The organism is Janthinobacterium sp. C22, assembly GCF_057919405.1.
This window is the reverse complement of sequence record NZ_CP193659.1, coordinates 4909680-4932519: the sequence shown is the minus strand read 5'-3', so window position 1 is coordinate 4932519 and position 22840 is coordinate 4909680. Positions and strand designations below refer to the sequence as shown.

Genomic DNA, 22840 nt, shown 5'->3' with positions numbered 1-22840 from the left:
CAGCGTCATGCGGCATCATGCAGGCTGGTTTGGGCAGAGCGCCCGCCCTTCACGGGGCGGGCGTTTTGTCGTATGCGTGCAGTTCTGGGGCCGGTGTGGCCGCGCTAGGTGCGCGAGGCGGCAAGGCTATGCTTGCCGGCAAGGCCGTATCGGAAAAGTCCGCGGACGAGACGGCGTCGCCGCTCCCGCTCCCGCTGTTGGCATCGATGAAAGCGCTGACGGCATCCAGCGTGGGTGCCAGCCTGCGCAACGGTGCAGCCAGCGTGGCGACCAGGGTGGCGTGGCCCACGTGGTCGAAATAGGTTTCCGTCACGGGCCGGTGCAGCGCGCGCAAGGCGCTGGCCAGGCCACCCGTGTTGCGTCGCGGATCGACCAGCTTGTCCTGGCCGGGCTGGGGGGCGATCAGCAGGGCGGGCGGGGCATCGGCCGTCACGTGGTGGATGGGCTGCGAAGCGGCGGGCGTGTCCGGATAAAAGAAGACGGGCCGGGTGGTAGTGTTTTCGATGGGCAGGAAATCATAGGGGCCGGCCAGGCCTATCCAGCCCCGCAAGTCCTGCGGACGCATGCCGTGGCGCGCCAGCAGGCTGGCGTCGAGCGCCACCATCGCCGCATTGTAGGCGCCGGCGCTATGGCCCATGACGAACAGACGCGCGGGGTCGCCGCCATGGCGGCTCGATTCCATCGCGGCCCAGGCCACGGCGCGCGCCGCATCCTGCAAAATTTCGGGGTAGTGCACGTCCGGATACAGTCGGTAGTCGGCGATCACGGCCAGGTAGCCGCGCGCGGCGAGCGCGTGGCCAACGAAGGCATAGTCGGCGCGCTCGCCCGTCGTCCAGTTGCCGCCGTAAAAGAACACCACCACGGGCACGGGTCCCGTGCGGGTCTTGGGAGCATACACATCGAGCTTTTGCCGTGGCAGGGGGCCGTACGCCAGGCCCTGCGTCACGTGCGAGGCGTTGCCGGATGACAAGGCATTGATGGCGGTCAAGGGCGAGCAGGCGGCCAGGCCGGCAGCGAGCGGGATGGCCGCCAGCAAACCGAGCAGGGTGGTGCGCAGGATCGTCATGCGGGCTCCTGATTCTTGTGGATGATGCTTGCAGTGTAGGCCAGGCTGGGCAGGGCGCACATGGGGATGTTGCTCTTTATCATAGATAACTGTCGCATGCGTCAATCAATCCTGCAACAGCCATTTGCGCGCCGTGGCGATGACGGCGTCCGACAGGGTGCGTGTGAGCGGCGTCTGGATATCCCAGGCATGCCAGGTCAGGGGCACGTCGAGCGCTTGCCCGGCCGCCACGTCAACCAGCCGGCCGGCGGCCAGCGCCGTTTCCGCCTGCAGCAGGGGCACCATGCCATAGGCATAGCCCGCTTCGATGAAACGCACGAAGTCGCGCGCCGAACCGAGCACATGGTGCGGATAGCGGCCCGTGTAGCCGAGGCGGTGCTGCAGATAGCGTTCGTGCAGCGCATCCTTGCTGCCGAACGTGATGGCGGGCGCCTGGCTGACGGCTTCCACCGTAAAACCATGGGGAAACCATTGCCGGGCGAATGCGGGCGAGGCCACGCACAGGTAGCGCATGCCGCCCAGCGGCGTGGCCGTGGTGCCGGCCACCAGGTCGTTGGCGCTGGTGACGCAGGCAAACACGCGCCCTTCGCGCAGCTGGCTCAAGGTATGGTCCTGGTCGTCGAGGCGGATGTCGAGCAGGCACGAGGGAGGCGAGAGCAGCGGCCCCAGCGCTTCCGGGATCCAGGTGGCGGCGCTGTCGGCATTGACGGCGATGGCCAGCGCCGGCAATTGCGTCGTGGGTCCGGGCTGGGCATCGAGCGCCGCTTCGAGCAGCTTGACTTGCCGGTAGTGGGCGATCAGGCGCTGGCCCGCTTCCGTCGGCAGGGGCGGGTGGCTGCGGATGATCAATAAAGTGCCTTCCAGGTTTTCCAGGGTGCGGATGCGCTGCGACACGGCCGGCTGGCTGATCGCCAGCGCCTGCGCGGCCTTTTCAAAGCTGCCCAGGCCGATCACGGCGTCGAGGGCGGCCAATCCACGGTAATCGACGACGCGCATAAGTTTCTCTTATATATGGTTAGAATCATTCATTATACTTATATTTACTTTTTCTTTACACTGTTGAAATAGGGTAACAACTCCACTCTCCCGCGCGGTTCCCCAGGTTCCGCACCACCCTCCACCTACCTCTGATGACTTTGCCGTTGCCGGCAGAGCGTGGGCGGCCGTGCGCGTGATGGAAAGCAATGGAAAGGAATCGGTATGGACAGCGCAATTTTCTTGAAAGGCATGGGGCTCGGGGCGAGCCTGATCGTGGCCATCGGCACGCAAAACGCCTTCTTGCTCAAGCAGGGCTTGAAGCGCCATTACGTGCTCACCTGCATCCTGGTCTGCCTGGTGTGCGACGCGATTTTGATCACGGCCGGCGTGGCCGGCATGGGCACCTTCATTGCCGACAACCCCAATTTCCTGCTGTGGGCCAAGGCTGGCGGCGCCACCTTCCTGATCGCCTACGGCTTGCGCGCCGCCAAGTCGGCCTGGCGTCCGACGGCCATGACGGTGTCGGCCGCCAAGGCGCCGGAAGGCTACTGGGCCGTGATCGGCGCGGCGCTCGCGTTCAGCCTGCTGAACCCGCACGCCTTCCTCGACACGGTCATCCTGCTCGGCTCGATCGGCGGCCAGCATGAAGGCGTGGGACGTTTCTACTTCGCCGGCGGCGCCATCATGGCCTCGGCCCTGTGGTTCTTCCTGCTGGGCTTTGGCGCCCGCTACCTGGCGCCCGTGTTTGCCAAGCCCATGGCCTGGCGCGTGCTCGACGGCATCATCGCCCTCGTCATGTGGGCCATCGCCGCCTCGCTGTTCCTGTAATCAGCGGGTCAGGAAATTCAATACCCGGCTGGCCAGTTTGCCGTAAGGCGGCCGCAGCAGCGTCAAAGGGCTGTAGCGTGCCTGGTAGAACACGGGCCGCAGCTTGCTGAAAGTGTGAAAACCTTCGACGCCGTGGTAGTGGCCCATGCCGGACTCGCCCACGCCGCCGAAGGGCAGGTCGTGCTGGCCCACGTGGAACAGCGCGTCGTTGACGGACACGCCGCCCGACATCACCGTGTCGATCAGCATCTGCACGGTCTGCGTATCGTTGCTGAAAGGATAGATGGCCAGCGGGCGCGGCCCGCCGTTGATGCTGGCGACTACGGTCTCCAGCTTCGTATAGCCGCGCAGCGGCAGGATGGGACCGAAGATTTCCCGCGTCAGCAGCAGGCTGTCTTCGGGCGCGCCGAGCACGATGTGCGGCGCGATCTTGCGCGTGGCGCGGTCGTACGCGGGTCCCGGCAGCAGTGAAATGACTTGCGCGCCCCGTTCCCGCGCTTCGTCCAGCGCCTGCAGCAGGCGCTCAAAGGCGGCTTCGTCGATGATGGAAGTATAGTCGGGCGTATCGAGCCGTGGGTAGCGCGTGGGCACGATCCGGCGCGCATGCTCGACGAAGGCGGCGATGCCGGCCTCGGGCAGCCAGGCGTGGTCGACGCTGGTGCAGATCTGGCCCGCGTTCAGGTATTTGACGAACAGGATGCGCTCGGCAGCCGTGCGCAGGTCGAAATCGGCGCAGACGATGGCGGGAGCCTTGCCGCCCAGTTCCAGGGTGACGGGGCACAGATTCTGTGCGGCGGCCGCCATGACGGCCCGGCCCGTCTGGCCGGACCCCGTAAACAGCAGGTGGTCGAACGGCAGTTGTGAAAACGCAATACCTACGCCGCCCGTCTCGTCAACAAACTGCAGCTTTTCCGGCGGGAAATAGGCGGGCATGGTCTCGATCAGCAGCCGGGCCAGGTGGCGCGAGTTCTCGCTCATCTTGACCATGGCGCGGTTGCCGGCGGCAAAGATGTAGCTCAGGGGCACCAGACTCAGGTTGACGGGGAAATTCCACGGCACGATGACGCCCACCACGCCCAGCGGCTGAGGCAGCACGCGGTTGCGGGCGCCAGGGAAATTGCGCCAGTCCACACTGCGGCGCTGCGGCTGCATCCACTTCTTCAACTTTTTCAGTACGTGATCGATGCTGTCGATGGCGGGGAATATCTCCGCCAGCAAGGTTTCATGGTGGGAACGGTTGCCATAGTCGGCGCTGATCGCCGCGCACAGCGCTTGTTTGTGGTCGCGCAGGTAGCGCTGCAAGGTTTGCAGGTCGCGCTTGCGCTCGGCCAGGGGCGGCACGGGGTGGGCCAGACAGGCGGCGCGCTGCAAGGCCAGGGCGGCAGCCAGTTCGGCGTTCTGCGCCATGTTTATGGTGACATCAGGCATGTTTCTCCTTGGCTGGCCGGGCAATATGCGCACCGTTCCAGCGCACTATAGGCGAGTATGTGCAAATGTGCCGCCAGCGAGCCGGCGCTGCCGCGCGATACGCCGTAAAATGTCCGTCAACTTGACGCTACGCTTTCCAGGAATGCCATGACCCCGACCACGCCAGACTCCCTGCACATTGTGTGCCCCCATTGCGACGCCGTCAACCGCCTGCCGGCCGCCCGGCTCACGGAGCAGCCCACCTGCGGCAAGTGCCAGAAGGAGCTGTTCACGGGCCAGCCCGTGGACCTGGCCAGCGCCCGTTTCCTCAAGCATATCGAGCGCAGCGACATTCCCGTGCTGGTGGACTTCTGGGCGCCGTGGTGCGGTCCGTGCCGCAGCATGGCGCCATTCTATGTGCAAGCGGCCAGGACGCTGGAGCCCGCGTTCCGCGTCGTCAAGGTGAATACGGAAGCGTCGCCGGACCTGGGCAGCCGTTTCAATATCCGCAGCATTCCCACCCTGGCCCTGTTTTTGCGCGGCGTGGAAGTGGCGCGCCAGCCGGGCGCCGTCGATGCGAATGCCATCATCGCGTGGGCGAGGGAGAAGGCGCGTTTCTAAGCGCACGGGAAAGCCGTCCAGGTTTTCCATTTGACATTTAATATGGCGCCATATTATATTGCGCCATATGATAAAACTCGAACAGAAATACACGGCCTTGCTCGGTGACGTGCAGCGCCGCGCGCTTGGCCCCGACATGCCGGCATCCGTCGGACGCTTGCGCCTGTGCTTTGAAATGCTGGGCCTGGCATCGGCCATCGATGGCGATTGCGCCGCGCGCCTGGGCCGGCATGGCTTGTCGGAAGGCAAGTTCGTGCTGCTGGCCCTGCTGCGCAATGTGCCCGAAGGACTCTCGCCGCACGAGCTGGCCGAGCGCGCCGGCGTGACGCGCGGCACCATCACGGGCTTGCTCGATGGTCTCGAGCGCGACGGCTTCCTGGCACGCCACGCGGACCAGCTCGACCGGCGCAAACTGCTGGTGCGCCTGAGCGCCAAGGGAGCAGCGGCGGCCGCCACCCTGGTCGACGAGCACGCGCAATGGATCGCCAGCCTGTTTGCCGATTTCACGCCGGACGAGATGCAGTTGTTGAGTGGATTGCTGGAAAAAGCCTGGCGCAAGACGGACCGGGGGCTGCATGAGCCGCGGCGTCGCCGATATCGCGCCCGCCCGCCTGGTCCTGCTGAATGGCGGCAGCGTCGCCAGCGCCACCCTGACGGAAGGGCTGGCCATCGATTTCGCCCAGCTGCTGGCCGCGGCCGTGCCCGCTATCGGTGTGGCCCGCCTGGAGCGGATGCGGGCCCAGGCCGCCGCCGGCATCACCGGGCGCATGGCCTTGGCGGCGCAATTGCTGCTGGAAGCCGGCGCCGACCTGGCGATGCTGCAAGCGCACCCGTCCGACACGGTGCGGGGCTGGGCCTGCTTTGCCATCGCCGCCCAGGCGGGCTGGCCCTTGCCGCGGCAGCTGGCCGCCATGCGGCCGCTGGCCGACGATGGCCACTTCGGCGTGCGCGAATGGACCTGGCTGGCGCTGCGGCCCCATCTGGCGGCGCGTCTTGACGCAGCCATTGCCTTGCTGGCGCCATGGACGGCGGACCCGTCGGAAAGAGTGCGCCGCTTCGCCTGCGAGGCGCTGCGCCCGCGCGGCGTGTGGTGCGCGCATATCGCCCGGTTAAAAGCCGAGCCGCAGCTGGCCTTGCCCCTGTTGCAGCCCTTGCGCGCCGACCCGGCCGCCTACGTGCAGGATTCCGTGGCCAACTGGCTCAACGATGCGGCCAAGAGCCGGCCGGACTGGGTGCGCAGCCTGTGCGCGCAATGGCTGCAGGACAGCCCCGTTGCCGCCACGGCACGCATCTGCAAGCGGGCGCAGCGTTCGCTGGCTTGACGTTTCAGCGCCAAGCCGATTGCCTGGCGCTGAAGCGGCGCTTTTCCCGCGCATAGGGTAAAGTTTGCTGTATTGCCACAATTACTTGACTGTCATGCCGTTCAAACTGCTGTCCACTGTGTTATTTGCCTTGTTGCCATTGGCGCTGCACGCCGCGCCGGCACCCGGCCCGCAAGCCCTCGTCGCCGCCGCCCGCAGCCAGGTGGGCGTGACCCTGCAGTACGACCCGCGCTACGAACGCCTCGCCTATCCGGGCGGCGACGTGCCGCTCGAGCGCGGCGTGTGCACGGACGTGGTCGTGCGCGCCTACCGCCAGCTGGGGCAGGATTTGCAGGTGCTGGTGCACGAAGACATGCGCAAGGCATGGCAGGTGTACCAGCAGCAGGGACGCTGGCAGATGAAGGGGCCGGACCGCAATATCGACCACCGCCGCGTGCCGAACCTGGGTACCTACTTTGCCCGCCACGGCACCAGCTTGCCGCCAAGCAAGGAAGCGAACGCTTACCGCGCGGGCGACATCGTCACCTGGCGCCTGCCGCGCAACCTGACCCATATCGGCATCGTCAGCGACAAGCAGTCGTGGAGCGGCGTGCCGCTGATCATCCACAACATCGGCGAGGGCGCGCGCGAGGAGAATATTTTATTCAGCTATCCGATCACGGGACACTATCGCTGGCAACCCCGTTGAGGGGTAGGGGCGCGATCTCTTGCAGGATCGCCAGCACGATGGCCAGCGCCGTGTCGATATCGAGCTTGTCGATGGCGCCATAGCCGAGAAACAGGCCTTCATGGCGGGCGGGGCCATGGTAAAAGCTGGCCAGCGCATACAGGCTGACGTCGGCCAGGCGCGCCCGGCGCAGCAATTCGGCGATATCGAGCGGCGCCTGCGCCAGTGCCGCGACGTGGAAGCCGGCGCTGGCCGGCACCAGGCGGAACCATGGGGCCAAGGGGCCATTGAACCAGTGCTGCAGCCGCTCGCGCCGCCCCGCATAGATATCGTGGCAGCGGCGGATATGGCGCAGCAAATGGCCATCGCCGATGAATTTGGCCAGCGCATGCTGGCCCAGGCTGGCCGTATGGCAATCGCTCAGGTATTTCACCGTCTGCATGGCGGCCACGATGGCTTGCGGCAGCACCACATAGCCCAGGCGCAATTCCGGCAGCATGATCTTGGAAAAGCTGCCCACGTGCGCGACGATGCCGTAGCGGTCCATGCTTTGCAGCGCATCCTCGGGCCGGCCCTCGTAGCGGAAGGCGCTGTCGTAATCGTCCTCGATGATGATGGCGCCCAGCTGCTGCGCCCGTTCCAGCAGGGCATGGCGGCGCGCCATGCTCATCGGCATGCCGAGCGGAAATTGATGGGCGGGCGTGACATAGATCAAGCGCGTGCCGTCGGGGATTTGCGCGACGATGATCCCATCCTCGTCCACTTCGACGCCCACCACGCGCGCGCCCTGGCTGGCGAACACGGCGCGTGCCACGGGATAACCGGGTTCTTCCACGGCAACCGTGTCGCCCGGCTCGAGCAGGGTCAGCGCGAGCAGGTGCAAGGCTTGCTGCGCGCCGCTGGTGACGAGCACTTGCTCCTCGGTGCAATGGATGCCGCGGCTGAAGGCGGCATGGCCGGCGATCGCCGCGCGCAAGGCGGGCAAGCCTTCGGCGGGGCCATAGCGTCCCCGCGCCTGACCGCCCTGGCGCAGTGCATGCAGCATGCAGGCGCGCCATTCATCCTGCGGGAAGTGCGCGGGCGTGGCGCGTCCGCCGATGAAGGCGTAGCGTGCCGGCGTTTCCTGGCTGGCGCGGCGCAGGGGCGTGGGCGTCGCTTCCCAGCGGGCGATGCGCTGTGCGCTGGCCAGCGGCGCGCTGGCGTGGCGGCGCTGCGGCGAGGCATGCGGCGTCTGCACGAAGCTGCCCACCCCGATCTTTCCTACCAGCAGCTTTTCATAGCCCAGCTTGTCATACACATCGGACACCGTCTTGCGCGACAGGCCCAGCTGGCTGGCCAGCAGGCGCGAGGGCGGCAACTGCTGGCCGTCCGTCAGCCGGCCCGAGCGGATGGCTTCGCTGAGCTGGCGGTACAGCTGGCCGCCCAGGTCGCGCGTGCCGTCGATCAGGATATGTAATTCCATGGTGTGTCTGCTGGTGGTCTGCTGTTTTTCGGGGAGATTGGCCTGCCGCGCGCTGTTGTCGCGCTTCTACAATGATGCATCTCTCAACATCAAGGAATGCATCATGACACAGCAACGACTCGATTTTACACAAGCTTCGCCGGACGCCGTCAAGGCCATGTATGCGCTGGAAGCGGCGATCGCCAAACTGGGTGTGGAACACGCACTGCTCGAGCTGATCCGCCTGCGCGCGTCGCAAATCAATGGCTGCGCCTTTTGCGTGGACATGCACACGAGCGATGCGCGCAAGGCGGGCGAAACGGAGCGCCGCCTGTATGCCGTGTCCGTCTGGCGCGAGACGCCGTTCTTCACGCCGCGCGAGCGGGCCGTGCTGGCCTGGACGGAGGCGCTGACCCTGCTGCCGCAAAGCCAGGCGCCCGATGACGTGTATGCGGCGCTGGCGGAGCAATTGACGCCGGCGGAAATGGTCAACGTCACCCTGGCCATCGGCTCCATCAATACCTGGAACCGCCTGGCCGTGGGTTTCCGCAAGATGCCTGAATAAGCTCTTTGTTCGTTCGCGAACAGACGCCTGGCTGGTCCCTGCGTAGGCTGGCAGGACGATTGATCAGCCAGGGAGCAGCCATGCAAGTACATATCGGGGAAGGCGCCGAAAAGACGCCGCAGCAGGAGGAAGAGGCGCGCCGCGAATTCATCGCCGAACTGTGGCGGCGTTTCGAAGCCTTGCAGGAATGGGCCGTCAGCCACTGGCCCGATCAGCAGCATCCCCTCAGTTCCGCCGACTTCGTCGAGACGCGCAAGGAGATATTGAGTTTGCGTTCGCCGGCCGGTTCCTTGAACCAGCCGTCCCAGAAGGATGAGGCCGAGCCGGAGCAGGGCGGGGCGCAATACCAGGATGTGACGCCTGCGCCGTGGCCGTAACCTTGGCCGTCATCGTGCCTCTATCTTGGTTGTAGGTCGGATTAGGACCGAAGGGCCGTAATCCGACAACATGGTTGGCAGATGCAGTCGGATTACGCGCTTGCGCGCCTCGGCGGCCCCGCTAATCCGACCTACGTTTCTGCTTTGCCCTGTGCAAACACCCAGCAAACCAGACTCACCAGCAGCCCCGCCATCACGCCATACGCCAGATTCAGGGCGCTGTCGAACAGCAGCGGCGCCACCAGGCCCGAGACCAGCGCGAACAGCAGCATCTGGATGAACGACTGCATCGACGACGCCAGGCCGCTGTTGTTGGGGAAGTAGTTCAGGGCCATCAGGGTCATCGGCGGCATGGCGATCGACAGGGCGAACGAGTAGAAGAACAGCGGCAGCACGGCCCACGGCACTTCGGCGGCAAAGAAGTAGTTATAGCCGATATTGGCCAGCGCGGCGACCAGCATCAAGATGAAGCCGGCCCAGATCATCTGGCGCTGGCTGTAGCGGTGGGCGATCTTCGCCGACAGCGCCGAACCGAACACCATGCCGCTGATCAGGGGAATGAACAGCCAGGCAAACGCCGTTTCGGGCAAATGCAGGATGTTGATGATGAAGTAGGCGGCCGAGCCGATGTACAGGGCGAAGCCGCCAAACGCGGCGCCGATGGCCGTCGACAGCAGCAGGAACTGGCGGTGGCACAGCACTTTCCAGTAATTGACGGCGATGTCGCCCAGGTGGAAGGCGTGGCGCTGCTCCTTCGGCAGGCTTTCCGGCAGCGCGCGCCAGACGACGACGAACATCAGCACGCCGAAAGCCGTCAGGAACCAGAAGATCGCCCGCCAGCCCAGGCTGACCTGCAGCCAGCCGCCCAGCACGGGGGCGATGGCCGGCGCCAGCGCGAACACCATCATGATGTGCGAGAGGATTTTCTGCGCGGCGGCGCCCGCATAGCGGTCTTGCACGATGGCGCGGCCGATCACGGAGCCGGCGCCGGCCGAGAGGCCCTGCAGCACGCGCCAGGCCAGCAGCCAGCCCAGCGACGGCGCCAGCGCGGCGCCCACGGAGGCGATCACATACAGCAGCAGCGAGACCAGAATCACGGGACGGCGGCCGAACGAGTCGGACAGGGTGCCGTAAAACAGCATCATGAAGGCGAACGTGAACAGGAAAAAGCTCAGGGTCTGCTGCACCAGCAGGGGGCTGGCATTCAAATCTTGCGCGATGGCGGGGAAAGACGGCAGATAGGTATCAATTGCAAGCGGTCCGACCATCGCCAGGCCCGCCAAAATCCAGGTTAATAATTTAGTCATGTTGAAGAGTGTTTTTGTTAGTCCGTCATTTTACGCTAGTGGACGTAATCGGGTTTGCCGACGCCCCTGCTGGCCTTGCATATGCATTTTTCGCATATGCAAGCTCGAAAACCTTCGTTTGTTTTGTTCTGCGCCACCGTTAGGCTGGGGCGACCCGGCCTGTTTGCCGCTTTTTTGGAAGTGATACGCCATGCACAGCATTTATCCGGCGGCGCCCGCCGACGACACGGCCCAGTGGAACCTGGGACCCGTGATCCAGGCCTTGCGCAGCTCGCGCGAAGACAAGCACAAGATCCGCCATAACGGCAGGGTGCGTGAACTGCCGTCGCGCGAAGCGCTCACCACCATCGTCAACGGCCTGTCGGCGGCCCTGTTCCCCACGCATTACGGGCGTCCGAATCTGACCGATGAAAGCATCGACTATTTTGTCGGCGACACGCTCAACACCACCCTGAACCGCCTCAGCGAACAGGTGCGGCGCGGACTGCTGTTCTCCGCTCCGGCGCACGCCGTGCCGGCCGGCGATGAGGGCGAGGGCGCCAGCGACGACGCGGCCCTGGCGCAGCAGGCGCGCGACATCACGCGCGCCTTCGCCGCCAGCCTGCCCGACATCCGCGCCCTGCTGGTGTCGGACGTGCAGGCCGCCTATGCGGGCGACCCGGCCGCCACCTCGGTGGCCGAGATCATGCTGTGCTATCCGGGCACCATCGCCATCTTGTACCACCGCCTGGCCCACCAGCTGCACGCGCTCGGTGCGCCGTTCCTGGCGCGCCTGATTGCCGACATCGCGCACACCCTGACGGGCATCGACATCCACCCGGGCGCGCACATCGGCGCATCGTTCTTCATCGACCATGGCACGGGCGTGGTGATCGGCGAGACGGCCATCATCGGCCAGCGGGTGCGCCTGTACCAGGCCGTCACCCTGGGCGCCAAGCGCTTTCCTGCGGACGCTTCCGGCGCGCTGATCAAGGGCACGCCGCGCCACCCCATCGTCGAGGACGACGTGGTGATTTACGCGGGCGCGACCGTGCTGGGGCGCATCACCATCGGTGCGGGATCGACCATCGGGGGGAATGTGTGGCTGACGCAGAGCGTGCCGCCTGAGAGTAACGTATCGCAGGCGCAGATGCGCAACGATTGAAGAGTGGCCGAGAAAACGTCCATGGCGGCGTTACAGCGCCTGGCCGTACTAGCGTACTGCCTGCGGCGCTGCGCCTTGCCCTGAACGTTTTTCGGGCACTCTTCAAGCCGGGCGTGGCGCCTGGCTTTGCAAAAACCTTACTTCACCGTCAGCGCTTCATACCGCGCCACGGGCACGCCATCCTTCAGCAGCAGCAATTCCTGGTCCGCGTAGCGGTAGCCATTGACTTCGCCCAGGGTGGTCAGGAGTTCGCGTTCGAGGTCCATGTCCTGCGGCTGGCACATCATCATGGTGCCGGCCAGCTGCGAGAAGGCCAGGGTGCTGACGCCATCGCTGGTATAGCCCCCCATCATCTGGTTGCAGCCGCTGTGGCCAGCGGCGCGGCCTTCGGCCAGCAGCAGCGTGACTTCGCGCTGCTCGGGCGCCTTGCGCACGATCTTCTTGCCCTTCAATTCCTTCAGTTTCCACTGCGTGCCCGTCAGCTTCGGCGCCGGCTTGGCGGGCGAGGTGGCGCCTGGCGCGGCGGCGGCAGCATCGCTGCGCACGGGCGTTTGCGCGCAGCCGGCCGTGATGGCGACGATGGCGGCGAGGGGGATCAGTCTGGCGATCTTGAACATGGCATTTCCTTCTTCAAATGAATGGCGCCAGATTAGCAGATACGCGCCGCGCCGGCGTGCACGGTTGACAAGTTCACGGCTGCTTTTCCTGCTCCAGTCGCGCCTCGAGCAGGGTGCGCGCCGCCGCTACGTAGGCGCGGCAGGCCTGCGGGTCGACGAAGGCCTCGCTGCCGGCCGTGGCGCTCGCTTCCAGGCGTTCCCACAGCTGCGACGCTTCCGGATGCGCCGAAATGAGCACGTCGCAGGGCAGCTTTTCCAGGGTCTCGAAGCTGTGGCGCAGGTCCGCCACCGCGTTCGGATACTCGCTGCTGGTGCTGAACCTGAAGCCGGGGCGCGAGACGGCGTTGATGCTGTCCGCGTAGACCATGTTCAGGCAGCGGGGGCCGTCGCACGACTGCCACGTCCAGCTCAGGCCTCCGGGCGTGTGGCCCGGCGTGGCGTGCGCCGTCATTATAATGGGGCCGACATCGAACTGGCCGCCGTCGCGCGCCAGACGCATGTCCTTCACGGGCGGGTACTTGGGCAGTGCATGGTATTGCGGGTCGTCCGGCCCCACTTCGCCCGACGCCAGATCCAGCGCGGCCGACGGGCTGGCGGCCACCAGCGCATTGCTGCGCCGCTGCAGCTCGGCCAGTCCGCCCGCATGGTCGATATGGCCGTGCGAATTGAGGATCAGTTTCACGTCTTCGATGCGAAAGCCCAGCGCGCCGATACTGGCGATGATCTTCGGCGCCGACTCCGGCAAGCCGCCGTCGATCAGCACATGGCCCTGCGGTGACGTCACCAGTACGGAACTGAGGCCCTTCACGCCCACGTAATAGGTATTGCCGAAGATGCGGAACGGCGCCTGGTCGGCGTTCCAGGCGGCGCAGACTTCGCAGCCAGGCGTCGGCGGCGTGCCCAGCGCCGGTGAACCATGACCGGCCAGCAGCAGGCCCAGGGCCAGCGCGCGTAGGGGAGTGGGGGCATTGCAGTCCTTATCCGTGTTGCCAAGGTGGCGTATGCTGACACGGAACGGGCCTGGATGCAAATGCCCGCGGGGACGCGGGCGGCGTTCAGGCCGCGGCGAGCGTGGCCTCTTCTGGCGCGATGCTGACCTGGCGGCCTGCGTGACTGGCGGGCAGGCGCGGGCCCTGGCCGAAGACCTTGTGGCGCAGGCTGCCTTCCTCGTAGCTGGTGCGGTAGCGGCCGCGCCGCTGCAGTTCCGGCACGATGTGGGCCACCACGTCGGCCATGCTGTCGTGGGCCACGGCGAAGGCGAGGTTGAAGCCGTCGATGTCCGTTTCGTCCAGCCAGCTTTCCAGCTGGTCGGCCACCTGGCGCGCATCGCCGACGATGACGGGGCCGCGCCCGCCCAGGCCGATGTATTCGGCTGCCTCGCGCACCGTCCATTGCCGGTCCGGGTCGGCCTGGCTGAACGAGGCCAGCGCCGAGCGGCCGGCCGGGGAATCGATGTAGTCGATGGTGGCGTCGAGCGGGTAGCGGCTGAAATCGACGCCCGTCCAGCCCGACAGCAGCACCAGCGCCGCCTCGATGTTCACGTGGCGCAGATAGTCGGCGTGCTTGGCGCGCGCTTCCGCTTCCGTGGCGCCCGTGATGACCAGCGCCTGCGCGTAGATCAGCAGCGCATCGCCATCGCGCCCCGCTTGCCGCACGGCGGCGCGCAAGTCGTCCGCATAGCGCTTCACCACCGTCTTGCTGGGGCCACTGACAAACGTCGCTTCCGCGTGGCGCGCCGCGAAACGCGTGCCACGCGGCGAGGTGCCCGCCTGGTACAGCAGCGGCGTGCGCTGCGGCGACGGCTCGCACAGATGGATGCCGGGCACCTTGTAGTGGCGCCCGGCATGGTTGATCGGATGGACCTTGGCCGGATCGGCATAGATGCCGCGTGCCTTGTCGTTGACGACGGCGTCGTCATCCCAGCTCTTTTCCCATAGTTTGTAGACGACGTCCAGGTACTCGTCGGCCAGGTCGTAGCGCTCGTCGTGGCCCAGCTGCTGTTGCAAGCCCAGGTTGCGCGCCGCGCTGTCGAGGTAGCCGGTGACGATATTCCAGCCGATGCGCCCGTCGGTCAGGTGGTCGAGGGTGGAGATGCGCCGCGCAAACGTGTACGGGTGTTCGTAGGTGAGGGCGCAGGTGACGCCGAAGCCCAGGTGCGTGGTGGCTTGCGCCATGATGGGCACGAGGGCCAGCGGGTCGTTCAGCGGTACCTGCACGCCGTGTTCCAGGGCCGCATCGAGGCTGCCCCGGTACACGTCGTACACGCCCAGCACGTCGGCCAGGAACACCGCGTCGAACAGGCCCGCTTCCAGCAGCTGCGCCAGTTCCGTCCAGTGCGCAGGATCCGTGTAGCGGTGGCTGCGGTCGCGCGCATGCGTCCACAGTCCCGGCGACTGGTGGCCCACGGTATTCATCTGGAAGGCGTTGAAGCGTATCGTCTTGGCCATGGCTTATTTTGCCGCCGTCTGCAAGGCTTGCTGGTAATCGGGCTTCGAGTAGCCGGCAAAGTGTTTGTTCGTGATGTCGAGGAATTCGCGCGAACGGTAGGCGGCCGCCAGGTCCTTGGCGAACGGCTTGTCCTTGTCCGCCGTGCGGATGGCCACCAGGTTGATGTAGTTGGGCGAGATCTTCTCGGCCACCAGCGCGTCCGTCAATTTCAGCCCCGACGCCAGCGCGTAATTGCCGTTGATGAAGGAGTAATCGGTGTCGCCCAGCGAGCGTGGCAGCTGCGCCGCTTCCAGCGGCAGCAGCTTGATTTTCTTCGTATTGACGGCGATATCCTTTTCCGACGCGCGCACGGGGTCGAAGCTGGCGCGCAGCTTGATCCATCCCAGCTGGTCCAGCAGTACCAGCGCGCGCGCCTGGTTGGTCGGATCGTTCGGCAAGCCCACCGTCGTGCCTTCCTTCACGTCGTCCAGGGTCTTGTGCTTCTTGCTGTAGATGGCGATCGGCGCCGTGGGTATCGTGATCAGGTCCGTCAGGGCCAGCTTGTGCTCCTGCGCGAATTTCTTCAGGTAGACGATGTGCTGGAACACGTTGGCGTCCAGCGAACCCTCGGCCAGCGCGAAGTTCGGCTGGATGTAGTCATTGAATTCCACCAGCTTGACCTTGTAGCCCTGCTTTTCCAGGATAGGCTTGATGCCCAGCTTGATCTGGTCCGCGTACGGCCCGGCGCTGGTGCCGATGGTGATCTCTTTCGGGTCCTTGGCGTGGGCGAAGCTGGCCGTCAAGGCCAGGGCCAGGGCGGTGAGGACGATGCTGCGGCGGGCGATGGTCATGGTGGCTCCTTGGTGTGTGAATTATGAATATGCCGTCGGCTCAGGCACCGTGCCGGTCAAGGCAAAGCGTCCCAGGTCGCGCAGCTTGTAGTCGATGGGGTCATGCAGGGTATGCACGCGCACGTTGCGCCAGTAGCGGTCGAAACCATATTGGGCCGAGGTGGAACGGGCGCCCGTCAGTTCGAACATCTGGCTGCTGATCTCGAGTCCCGCCTTGTGCGACAGGCATTTGGCTTCGGCCACGGCCACGGCCAGCAAGCCCCGTTCGCGCGCCGTCACCAGCGCGCCCTTGCGGAAGACCTTTTCCAGTTCCTGTGCCGCCGCGTCGGCCAGCACTTGCGCGGGGCGCAGCAAGAGCCACAGCTGGCCGTAGCGGTGCTGTATCAAAGGGTCATCCGTCGCTTGCGCCACGCCCGAGGCAAACCAGGCTTTCGCCTGCTCGCCCGTGTAGCGGCGCGCCGCCTCGAACGCGCCTTCGGCGATGCCCAGGTAGAGATTCGCCATGATCAGCTGCGCGATCTGCGAGCGCACGGTGGCTTGCGGCGTGGCGGCCTGCGCGGGCGCCTGCAGCACCAGCTCGCGCGGCAGGGCGACTCCTTCAAAGTGGACATTGCCGCTGTCCGTCTGGCGCTGGCCGAAGGCGTCCCAGTCCGCCTGCACGGTCACGCCGTCCTGGCGCGTGGGCAGGGCGGCGATCAGCGCCGTCTGCGTGGGCGCATGCCAGGCGGAGACGGTCAGCCAGTCCGACCCCACGGAACCGGAAGAAAAGCTCTTGATGCCGTCGAGGAGATAGCCGTCATCGCTGTCGCTGGCCGTGACCCGTTTGTCGAGGGGATTCAAGGCATTGCCCCAGAACAGGCGTTCGTCGACGGTCAGGGTGAGCAGGCGGCGCTGCTGCTGCGCGCTGCCGTATAGCTGCAGGCCCGCCAGTTGCAGATGGTGGAAGCCGAAGACGTGCGCCAGCGCGCTGTCGGCCCGCGCCAGGATGCGGATCACCTGATACACGAGGGGCCACGACGCGCCCTGGCCGCCGAATTCCACGGGAATCGACAGGGTCAGCAAGCCTGACTCGCGCAGCCATTCGCGTTCCTGCGCCGCATGGCCGCCGGCCTGGTCGCGGGCATTGGCCGTTTCGGCCAGGCGCGCGGCCAGCGACGTGGCGATGCTGATGGCGTCCCGCAGGGGGCCGGCACAGGCGGCTGGGGACGGGCGGCATGGAGAAAAACGCTAGACATGAGTGACATTCCAGAAAGACGATGAGGCCGATATTGCACCGCTCCGCGTGCGCCGTACACGAAGAAAACCGCGCATGCATATGCGAAAAAAGCCGCGCGGCTGCCGGCGCCATGGCGTGCGGGGCGTCAGGCCCGGATAGACAAAAAACGCATATCGAAGCGCGAAAGCATTCGTTTTACCGGGCCGCTGATGGCGATAGGCTGCAGGCATCCAAGTAGCCAAATCAAACCATCACGTACAGGGACGGGCATCACATGAGCATCTTGTTATTGGGCGGCAGCCCGCAACTCCCATCGAGTTCCAGCCGCCTGCTGCTGCATATCGGCGAACAGCTGGCGCTGCAGGGCCACAGCTACGCCAAGCTGCATGTGCGCGACCTGCCGGCGCGCGCCTTGCTGCTGGCCGACTACGACGACGCGGCGATCTCCCGCGCCGTGCGCGCCGTGGCCGACGCCGACGCCATCGTGATCGCCACGCCCATCTACAAGGCGTCGTATACAGGATTGCTGAAAGCCTTCCTCGACCTGCTGCCGCAAGATGGCCTGGCCGGCAAGCTGGTGCTGCCGCTGGCCACGGGCGGCGGCCATGCCCACACCCTGGCGCTCGACTATGCGCTGCGTCCCGTACTGCATGCGCTGGGCGCCAAGCAGGTGTTTACCAGCATTTATGCCAATGCGCAGCAGCTGGCGTGGCACGAAGAAGGAGGCCTGAGCCTGGACGCGCCGATCGCCGAACGCGTGCAGGCCGGCATCGAGGAGCTTTCTGCCGGCCTGTTCGTGCTGCAGGACCGGCGTCCGCCCGCGCCGGCAGAAGTCCCGCACCCCGTGCGTTCGCTGCAAGACCAGCCTTACGCGCGCCACTATCAAGCCGCCTGATTATTCACCGACCAAGGAACCGCCATGACACACCGCCACGCACAACGCCTCTCGCGCCGTACCACTCTGGGCCTGCTGTTTGTCGCCGCCGCCGGCGTGATGGCGGCCGGCATGCCGGCCGCTGCGCAGGCACAGGCCAAGGAGGAGATACAGGTGCAGGTGCGTATCGGCTACCAGAAATACGGCACCCTGACCTTGTTGAAGGGACGCGGCACGCTGGAAAAACGCCTGGCAGCGCAGGGCGTGGGCGTGAAATGGACGGAGTTCCCGGCCGGCCCCGTGCTGCTGGAAGGCCTCAACGTGGGCAGCATCGATTTCGGCACCGTGGGCGAGGCGCCGCCGATCTTTGCCCAGGCGGCCGGCGCCAACCTGGTGTATGTCGGCAATGAGCCGGCGTCGCCCGCCAGCGAAGCCATCGTCGTGCCCAAGGGTTCGGGTCTGCGCACCCTGGCCGACTTGAAGGGCAAGAAAATCGCCCTGAACAAGGGCTCGAACGTGCATTACCTGCTGTTGAAAGCGCTGGAAAAGGCCGGTGTCGCCTATGCCGACATCCAGCCCGTCTTCCTGCCTCCGGCCGATGCGCGCGCCGCCTTCGAGCGGGGCAGCGTGGATGCCTGGGCCATCTGGGACCCGTTCCTGGCGGCCGCCGAAAAGCAGCTGGGCGCGCGCGTGCTGGCCGACGGCAAGGGCCTGGTGGCGAACTACCAGTTTTATCTCGCCTCGCGCGCGTATGCGGAAAAGCATCCCGAGATCCTGCGCATCGTGCTTGACGAAGTGGCCAAGGTCGATGACTGGGGCCGCAACAACCCGGAGGAAGTGGCGGCGATCCTGTCGGCGCAGACTGGCCTGGGCAAGGATGTCGTGGCGCTGGCCGCCTCGCGCTATGCGTACGGCGTCAAACCCGTGTCGCCCGACGTCATCGCCTCGCAGCAACGGGTGGCCGATGCGTTTTCCAGCCTGAAGCTGATCCCGAAACCGATCGTCGTCAAGGACGCGCTGCTGCCGGCGCGCCAGCTGGTCACCAGCGCAAAATAAGGAACAAATATCATGTCATTGAATGTCTTCTGGTTTATCCCCACCCACGGCGACAGCCGCTACCTGGGCACGTCGCAGGGCGCGCGCCCCGTCGATGCCGATTATCTGCGCCAGGTGGCCGTGGCCGCCGACACGCTCGGCTACGACGGCGTGCTGCTGCCCACGGGTCGGTCCTGCGAAGACGCGTGGGTGGTGGCGTCGTCCTTGATCAGCGTGACGCAAAAACTCAAATTCCTCGTGGCCGTGCGGCCCGGCCTGTCCACGCCCGGCCTGGCCGTGCGCATGGCGTCCACCTTCGACCGCCTGTCGAACGGGCGGCTCCTGATCAACGTCGTCACCGGCGGCGACCAGGGCGAGCTGGAAGCGGACGGCCTGTTTGCCGACCACGCCAAGCGCTATGAAATTTCCGATGAATTCATCAAGGTGTGGCGCGCCACCCTGGCGGGCGAGGGCGGCGCGGCCGGCTACGATTTCGAGGGCAAGCATATCCAGGTGAAGGGCGCGAAAACCCTGTATCCGCCCGTGCAGAAGCCGTATCCGCCCCTGTATTTCGGCGGGTCGTCCGAGCCGGCGCATGAACTGGCGGCCGAGCAGATGGACGTGTACCTGACGTGGGGCGAGCCGCCCGCCGCCGTTGCCGAGAAAATCGCCGACATTCGCGCGCGGGCAGCAAAAAAGGCCGCACGGTCCGGTTTGGCATCCGATTGCACGTGATCGTGCGCGAAACGAACGAAGCGGCCTGGCGCGCGGCCGATGAACTGATCAGCCACCTGGACGACGACATCATCGCCAAGGCGCAGGCGGCCTTCGGCAAGATGGATTCCGTGGGCCAGCAACGCATGGCGGCCCTGCACGGCGGGCGGCGCGACAAGCTGGAAGTGTCGCCCAACCTGTGGGCCGGCGTGGGCCTGGTGCGCGGCGGCGCGGGCACCGCCCTGGTCGGCGATGGTCCGACCGTGGTGGCGCGCATGCAGGAGTATGCGGACCTGGGCATCGACACCTTCATTTTCTCGGGCTACCCGCACCTGGAAGAGTCGTACCGCTTCGCCGAACTGGTGTTCCCGCTGCTGGGCAAGGGCAAGGCCGTGGGTGAACAATCCTTGAGCGGCCCCTTCGGCGAAGTCATGGCCAGCAATATCGTGCCGGCCGCAGCGCAGAAAAAGGCGGCCTGAGATGGCGGCCGGCACCACAAAACGGACAAGCGCCGCGCCGTGGCCTTCGCTGCGTCACGCGCTGGCGCCATGGGCCTTGCCCGTGGCGCTGCTGCTGGCCTGGCAGCTGGCCGCGCAGTGGGGCTGGCTGTCGAGCCGCATTCTGCCCGAGCCGTGGGCCGTGGCGAAAGCCTTCTGGCACCTGGCCGCATCGGGCGAATTGTGGCTGCACCTGAAGACGAGCTTGTGGCGCGCGACCGTCGGTTTTGCCATCGGCGCGGGCCTGGGCCTGCTGTTGGGTCTTTTGACGGGCAGCTTCCGCCACGCGGAAACCCTGCTCGACACGACCTTGCAAATGGTGCGCAACATCCCGGCATTGGCCCTGATTCCGTTGGTGATCCTGTGGTTCGGCATCGACGAGACGGCCAAGCTGTTTCTGCTGGCCGTCGGCGTGTTTTTCCCCGTCTACCTGAATACCTTCCACGGCATCCGCTCGGCCGACCAGGGCTTGATCGAAATGGCGAAAAGCTATGGCTTGTCCGGCTGGCCCTTGTACCGCGACGTGATCCTGCCGGCCGCCATGCCCTCGATCCTGGTCGGCGTGCGCTTTTCGCTGGGCCTCGTGTGGGTGCTGCTGATCGTCGCCGAAACCATCTCGGCGCAGGCCGGCATCGGCTACATGACCATGAATGCGCGCGAATTTTTGCAAACGGACGTGGTGCTGGTGGGGATTTTGCTGTACGCCTTGCTGGGCAAGCTGGCCGATCTGTTCTCGCGCCGGCTGGAACGCCACTGCCTGCGCTGGAATCCCGCCTACCGCTAATGAGGAAAGAAAATACCATGCTGCTCGCCCCCATCCAGATCGAAACGGATTTCCTGTCGCACTTCGTGCAGTACGACCCTGCCAGCGCGCCGCCGCAGGCGAAGGCGGCGCCATCCGCTCCTTTGCAGCGGCGTGGCGTTCCCCTGGAACTGACGAAGCTGAGCAAATCCTACACCAGCCGCCCCGTGCTGAACAACGTCGACCTGCAGCTGGAAGCGGGAGAATTTGTCGCCATCGTGGGGCGCAGCGGCTGCGGCAAGAGCACCTTGCTGCGCGCGATCGCGGGCCTGGAAAGCGCCGATGAAGGCAGGGTCGCCATCGGCAGCGGCGTGGGCGCGCCGGACATCCGCATCATGTTCCAGGAACCGCGTTTGCTGCCGTGGAAGACGGTGCTCGACAACGTGGCCCTGGGCCTGCCCCGTTCCGTCGGCGCGGCGGCCGCCTCGCTGTGGACGGTGGGCTTGGCCGAGCGGGCGGACGACTGGCCATCGGCCCTGTCGGGCGGGCAGAAGCAGCGCGTGGCGCTGGCGCGCGCCCTCGTGCACGAACCGCAGTTGCTGCTGCTGGACGAACCCCTGGGCGCGCTCGACGCCCTGACGCGCATCGAGATGCAGCAGCTGATCGAGTCGCTGTGGCTGGCGCGCGGTTTCACGGCCGTGCTGGTGACGCACGACGTGGCCGAAGCCGTGGCCATGGCCGACCGCGTGCTCTTGATCGAGGATGGGCAGATCACCATGGACGTGAGGGTGGACTTGCCGCGCCCCCGCCAGCGCGGCCATGCGGCCTTCGCCGCGCTGGAGCAGGCTATCTTGTCGCGGGTGCTGCAACCGTCTCGGCCAGGACAATAAAACCGTCGCCATCGACGGTCGCCACGATGCCCTCGTAGCTGGCGATGGCCGGGTGGCGCGTGGCCAGCGGGTGCGCATGCGTGGCAGTGACGACGATGACCTTCGCGCCGGCCGCCTCGCCCGCCTCGATGCCGACGGACGCATCCTCGAACACCAGGCAGTCGGAGGGCGCCACGCCCAGTTTTTGCGCCGCCAGCAGGTAGCAATCGGGCTTTGGTTTACCCGCCTTGACGTCTTCCGCCGTCACCATGATGGCGGGAATGGGCATGCCGGCCGCCTTCAGGCGCGCCGTCGCCAGCGCGCGCGGCGCCGAGGTGACGATGGCCCATTGCGCGGGCGGCAGCGACTGCAAAAAGCGCAGCGCGCCCGCGATTTCGATAATCCCTTCCACGTCGATGATTTCCGCATCCGTGATGCCCTGCGATTCGCGCTGCGCATCGACGCCGGGCAAGCGCAGCTTGGCGATGGTGTCGACCGAGCGCGCGCCATGGATGGTGGGCAGGAAGGCCGCCACGTCGAGGCCCTGGCGCTGCGCCCAGGTGCCCCAGATGCGTTCGGCGGCGGCGATGGAATTGATGACGGTGCCGTCCATGTCAAAAAGAAAAGCCCGGTAGCGGCCGGCGGCCGATGGTGTTGGGGATGACGACGGCGAGGGCAGTGCGGACATGGCTTCCTTCCAATTGATGGGCTGGAAGCCATTGTAACGGCAGCCGGTTTTTATTTCACAGGTAGACCGATTCAAACCTGGCCACGGGCGCGCCATCCTTGAGCAGGATCAGGTACTCGCCTTCGAAACGGTAGCCCGTCACGCTGTTCAAATTGGCCAGCACGGCGCTTTCCAGCTGCATCAGCGGCGGCGGGCAGGCCATGCGCGTGCCGGCCAGCTGCGTGAAGCGCAGGGTATTGCCGGTCAAGGCATAGCCACCCATCACGCGGTTGCAGCCCGTAAAACCATGGACCTTGCCATCGTCGGTGAGGGTGATGCGCACTTCGCGCTCCTGCCCCGGCGCCATCGTCACGTCGGCGCCAGCGAGCTGCGTCAGCTTCCAGTAGGTATTCGTCAGGCTGTACGTGGGCGTCAGGCCCGTGTCCGGCTTGGCGCTGCCGGAGGTGGCGGCGCAGCCGCTCGCCATGGCGATGGCGGCGGCGAGGGACAGGTATTTGAGGTGATGCAGCATGGTGACTCCAGTGTCGAGGGGAATAGCCGCCAGACTAGCAGATTATTTGCGCCTGCCAGCATACCGCAGCGGCGAT

The 22840-nt window shown here is 66.0% G+C and carries 23 protein-coding genes and 2 pseudogenes; 13 read left to right on the top strand and 12 right to left on the bottom strand.

Annotated elements, in window-relative coordinates:
- Positions 1-49: 49 nt before the first annotated feature.
- Together ACRHIG_RS23095 and ACRHIG_RS23090 are read right to left on the bottom strand one after the other, a co-directional pair.
- Positions 50-1066, bottom strand: coding sequence for an alpha/beta hydrolase (locus tag ACRHIG_RS23095; RefSeq protein WP_489628039.1), 1017 nt, complete (start codon positions 1064-1066; stop codon positions 50-52).
- A 105-nt stretch (positions 1067-1171) separates the two neighbouring features.
- Complete coding sequence (locus ACRHIG_RS23090; RefSeq protein ID WP_489628038.1) at positions 1172-2062, bottom strand: LysR family transcriptional regulator ArgP; 891 nt, start codon at positions 2060-2062, stop codon at positions 1172-1174.
- 204 nt (positions 2063-2266) lie between these two features.
- Between ACRHIG_RS23090 and ACRHIG_RS23085 the strand changes: the two genes are divergently transcribed.
- Positions 2267-2872 carry a LysE/ArgO family amino acid transporter gene (locus tag ACRHIG_RS23085; protein ID WP_475416281.1) on the top strand — a complete coding sequence of 202 codons (606 nt, stop codon included), beginning with the start codon at positions 2267-2269 and terminating at the stop codon, positions 2870-2872.
- On the opposite strand, the gene ACRHIG_RS23080 is transcribed toward ACRHIG_RS23085, so the two are convergent.
- Positions 2873-4300, bottom strand: coding sequence for a coniferyl aldehyde dehydrogenase (locus tag ACRHIG_RS23080; RefSeq protein ID WP_489628037.1), 1428 nt, complete (start codon positions 4298-4300; stop codon positions 2873-2875). It abuts the gene before it with no gap.
- 147 nt (positions 4301-4447) lie between these two features.
- Here ACRHIG_RS23080 and trxC point away from each other — a divergent pair, with 147 nt between their 5' ends.
- The 4 genes and pseudogenes from trxC (at position 4448) to ACRHIG_RS23060 (ending at position 6910) form a co-directional block, all read left to right on the top strand.
- Complete coding sequence (trxC, locus tag ACRHIG_RS23075) at positions 4448-4900, top strand: thioredoxin TrxC (RefSeq protein WP_489628036.1); 453 nt, start codon at positions 4448-4450, stop codon at positions 4898-4900.
- A 67-nt stretch (positions 4901-4967) separates the two neighbouring features.
- A pseudogene (locus tag ACRHIG_RS23070) lies at positions 4968-5252 on the top strand (MarR family transcriptional regulator); the annotation flags it as partial.
- Between the two features lie 223 nt (positions 5253-5475).
- Positions 5476-6222 (top strand): HEAT repeat domain-containing protein, encoded by a 747-nt coding sequence (locus ACRHIG_RS23065; RefSeq protein WP_489628035.1) that lies wholly within the window; start codon positions 5476-5478, stop codon positions 6220-6222.
- 94 nt (positions 6223-6316) lie between these two features.
- Positions 6317-6910, top strand: coding sequence for a DUF1287 domain-containing protein (locus ACRHIG_RS23060; RefSeq protein ID WP_475416277.1), 594 nt, complete (start codon positions 6317-6319; stop codon positions 6908-6910).
- Here ACRHIG_RS23060 and pdxR read toward each other — a convergent pair.
- A complete protein-coding gene (gene pdxR / locus ACRHIG_RS23055; protein WP_489628034.1) occupies positions 6879-8351 on the bottom strand; it encodes a MocR-like pyridoxine biosynthesis transcription factor PdxR in 1473 nt (490 codons plus the stop codon). The genes ACRHIG_RS23060 and pdxR overlap by 32 nt on opposite strands.
- Before the next feature lie 103 nt (positions 8352-8454).
- Between pdxR and ACRHIG_RS23050 the strand changes: the two genes are divergently transcribed.
- Both ACRHIG_RS23050 and ACRHIG_RS23045 read left to right on the top strand, forming a co-directional pair.
- Positions 8455-8895 (top strand): carboxymuconolactone decarboxylase family protein, encoded by a 441-nt coding sequence (locus ACRHIG_RS23050; RefSeq protein ID WP_070312373.1) that lies wholly within the window; start codon positions 8455-8457, stop codon positions 8893-8895.
- Between the two features lie 80 nt (positions 8896-8975).
- Positions 8976-9272, top strand: a complete 297-nt coding sequence (locus ACRHIG_RS23045) for a hypothetical protein (RefSeq protein ID WP_070312374.1) — start codon at positions 8976-8978, stop codon at positions 9270-9272.
- Positions 9273-9403: 131 nt separating this feature from the next.
- Here ACRHIG_RS23045 and ACRHIG_RS23040 read toward each other — a convergent pair whose 3' ends face one another.
- Positions 9404-10579: a multidrug effflux MFS transporter gene (locus tag ACRHIG_RS23040; RefSeq protein ID WP_489628033.1), complete on the bottom strand. Its 1176-nt coding sequence runs from the start codon at positions 10577-10579 to the stop codon at positions 9404-9406.
- 190 nt (positions 10580-10769) lie between these two features.
- Here ACRHIG_RS23040 and epsC point away from each other — a divergent pair, with 190 nt between their 5' ends.
- Positions 10770-11723, top strand: coding sequence for a serine O-acetyltransferase EpsC (gene epsC / locus ACRHIG_RS23035; RefSeq protein WP_489628032.1), 954 nt, complete (start codon positions 10770-10772; stop codon positions 11721-11723).
- A 137-nt stretch (positions 11724-11860) separates the two neighbouring features.
- On the opposite strand, the gene ACRHIG_RS23030 is transcribed toward epsC, so the two are convergent.
- The 5 genes from ACRHIG_RS23030 to ACRHIG_RS23010 form a co-directional block, all read right to left on the bottom strand.
- Complete coding sequence (locus ACRHIG_RS23030; protein WP_489628031.1) at positions 11861-12340, bottom strand: META domain-containing protein; 480 nt, start codon at positions 12338-12340, stop codon at positions 11861-11863.
- A 73-nt stretch (positions 12341-12413) separates the two neighbouring features.
- Positions 12414-13370 (bottom strand): subclass B3 metallo-beta-lactamase, encoded by a 957-nt coding sequence (gene bla, locus ACRHIG_RS23025; RefSeq protein WP_489628030.1) that lies wholly within the window; start codon positions 13368-13370, stop codon positions 12414-12416.
- 25 nt (positions 13371-13395) lie between these two features.
- Positions 13396-14787: an LLM class flavin-dependent oxidoreductase gene (locus ACRHIG_RS23020; protein ID WP_489628029.1), complete on the bottom strand. Its 1392-nt coding sequence runs from the start codon at positions 14785-14787 to the stop codon at positions 13396-13398.
- Positions 14788-14790: 3 nt separating this feature from the next.
- On the bottom strand, positions 14791-15618 hold the full coding sequence (locus tag ACRHIG_RS23015; protein WP_475416271.1) for a MetQ/NlpA family ABC transporter substrate-binding protein: 828 nt from the start codon (positions 15616-15618) through the stop codon (positions 14791-14793).
- A 21-nt stretch (positions 15619-15639) separates the two neighbouring features.
- Entirely contained in the window at positions 15640-16782 is a 1143-nt protein-coding gene (locus ACRHIG_RS23010) for an acyl-CoA dehydrogenase family protein (RefSeq protein ID WP_489630861.1), read from the bottom strand.
- Between the two features lie 326 nt (positions 16783-17108).
- Here ACRHIG_RS23010 and ssuE point away from each other — a divergent pair, with 326 nt between their 5' ends.
- From ssuE to ACRHIG_RS22985, 5 genes and pseudogenes are all read left to right on the top strand, one after another.
- The gene (ssuE, locus tag ACRHIG_RS23005) at positions 17109-17729 is read left to right on the top strand and encodes an NADPH-dependent FMN reductase (RefSeq protein ID WP_489628028.1); all 621 of its coding nucleotides are present in this window, start codon (positions 17109-17111) and stop codon (positions 17727-17729) included.
- Between the two features lie 24 nt (positions 17730-17753).
- The gene (locus ACRHIG_RS23000) at positions 17754-18764 is read left to right on the top strand and encodes a sulfonate ABC transporter substrate-binding protein (RefSeq protein ID WP_489628027.1); all 1011 of its coding nucleotides are present in this window, start codon (positions 17754-17756) and stop codon (positions 18762-18764) included.
- Positions 18765-18782: 18 nt separating this feature from the next.
- Positions 18783-19936: pseudogene (gene ssuD, locus ACRHIG_RS22995) on the top strand (FMNH2-dependent alkanesulfonate monooxygenase).
- Position 19937: 1 nt separating this feature from the next.
- Positions 19938-20738, top strand: a complete 801-nt coding sequence (gene ssuC, locus ACRHIG_RS22990) for an aliphatic sulfonate ABC transporter permease SsuC (protein WP_489628026.1) — start codon at positions 19938-19940, stop codon at positions 20736-20738.
- A gap of 17 nt (positions 20739-20755) precedes the next feature.
- Entirely contained in the window at positions 20756-21586 is an 831-nt protein-coding gene (locus tag ACRHIG_RS22985; RefSeq protein ID WP_489628025.1) for an ATP-binding cassette domain-containing protein, read from the top strand.
- On the opposite strand, the gene ACRHIG_RS22980 is transcribed toward ACRHIG_RS22985, so the two are convergent.
- Together ACRHIG_RS22980 and ACRHIG_RS22975 are read right to left on the bottom strand one after the other, a co-directional pair.
- The gene (locus ACRHIG_RS22980) at positions 21543-22253 is read right to left on the bottom strand and encodes an HAD-IA family hydrolase (protein WP_489628024.1); all 711 of its coding nucleotides are present in this window, start codon (positions 22251-22253) and stop codon (positions 21543-21545) included. The two genes, ACRHIG_RS22985 and ACRHIG_RS22980, sit on opposite strands and share 44 nt — an antisense overlap.
- 55 nt (positions 22254-22308) lie before the next feature.
- The gene (locus tag ACRHIG_RS22975; protein WP_489628023.1) at positions 22309-22764 is read right to left on the bottom strand and encodes an META domain-containing protein; all 456 of its coding nucleotides are present in this window, start codon (positions 22762-22764) and stop codon (positions 22309-22311) included.
- Positions 22765-22840 lie beyond the last annotated feature (76 nt).

Excerpts from the sequence above, each read along its gene's own strand:
- ACRHIG_RS23095 (WP_489628039.1), bottom strand. The coding sequence starts at position 1,066 with ATGACGATCCTGCGCACCACCCTGCTCGGTTTGCTGGCGGCCATCCCG.
- ACRHIG_RS23090 (WP_489628038.1), bottom strand. The coding sequence starts at position 2,062 with ATGCGCGTCGTCGATTACCGTGGATTGGCCGCCCTCGACGCCGTGATC.
- ACRHIG_RS23085 (WP_475416281.1), top strand. The coding sequence starts at position 2,267 with ATGGACAGCGCAATTTTCTTGAAAGGCATGGGGCTCGGGGCGAGCCTG.
- ACRHIG_RS23080 (WP_489628037.1), bottom strand. The coding sequence starts at position 4,300 with ATGCCTGATGTCACCATAAACATGGCGCAGAACGCCGAACTGGCTGCC.
- trxC (WP_489628036.1), top strand. The coding sequence starts at position 4,448 with ATGACCCCGACCACGCCAGACTCCCTGCACATTGTGTGCCCCCATTGC.
- ACRHIG_RS23065 (WP_489628035.1), top strand. The coding sequence starts at position 5,476 with ATGAGCCGCGGCGTCGCCGATATCGCGCCCGCCCGCCTGGTCCTGCTG.
- ACRHIG_RS23060 (WP_475416277.1), top strand. The coding sequence starts at position 6,317 with ATGCCGTTCAAACTGCTGTCCACTGTGTTATTTGCCTTGTTGCCATTG.
- pdxR (WP_489628034.1), bottom strand. The coding sequence starts at position 8,351 with ATGGAATTACATATCCTGATCGACGGCACGCGCGACCTGGGCGGCCAG.
- ACRHIG_RS23050 (WP_070312373.1), top strand. The coding sequence starts at position 8,455 with ATGACACAGCAACGACTCGATTTTACACAAGCTTCGCCGGACGCCGTC.
- ACRHIG_RS23045 (WP_070312374.1), top strand. The coding sequence starts at position 8,976 with ATGCAAGTACATATCGGGGAAGGCGCCGAAAAGACGCCGCAGCAGGAG.
- ACRHIG_RS23040 (WP_489628033.1), bottom strand. The coding sequence starts at position 10,579 with ATGACTAAATTATTAACCTGGATTTTGGCGGGCCTGGCGATGGTCGGA.
- epsC (WP_489628032.1), top strand. The coding sequence starts at position 10,770 with ATGCACAGCATTTATCCGGCGGCGCCCGCCGACGACACGGCCCAGTGG.
- ACRHIG_RS23030 (WP_489628031.1), bottom strand. The coding sequence starts at position 12,340 with ATGTTCAAGATCGCCAGACTGATCCCCCTCGCCGCCATCGTCGCCATC.
- ACRHIG_RS23020 (WP_489628029.1), bottom strand. The coding sequence starts at position 14,787 with ATGGCCAAGACGATACGCTTCAACGCCTTCCAGATGAATACCGTGGGC.
- ACRHIG_RS23015 (WP_475416271.1), bottom strand. The coding sequence starts at position 15,618 with ATGACCATCGCCCGCCGCAGCATCGTCCTCACCGCCCTGGCCCTGGCC.
- ssuE (WP_489628028.1), top strand. The coding sequence starts at position 17,109 with ATGAGCATCTTGTTATTGGGCGGCAGCCCGCAACTCCCATCGAGTTCC.
- ACRHIG_RS23000 (WP_489628027.1), top strand. The coding sequence starts at position 17,754 with ATGACACACCGCCACGCACAACGCCTCTCGCGCCGTACCACTCTGGGC.
- ssuC (WP_489628026.1), top strand. The coding sequence starts at position 19,938 with ATGGCGGCCGGCACCACAAAACGGACAAGCGCCGCGCCGTGGCCTTCG.
- ACRHIG_RS22985 (WP_489628025.1), top strand. The coding sequence starts at position 20,756 with ATGCTGCTCGCCCCCATCCAGATCGAAACGGATTTCCTGTCGCACTTC.
- ACRHIG_RS22980 (WP_489628024.1), bottom strand. The coding sequence starts at position 22,253 with ATGTCCGCACTGCCCTCGCCGTCGTCATCCCCAACACCATCGGCCGCC.
- ACRHIG_RS22975 (WP_489628023.1), bottom strand. The coding sequence starts at position 22,764 with ATGCTGCATCACCTCAAATACCTGTCCCTCGCCGCCGCCATCGCCATG.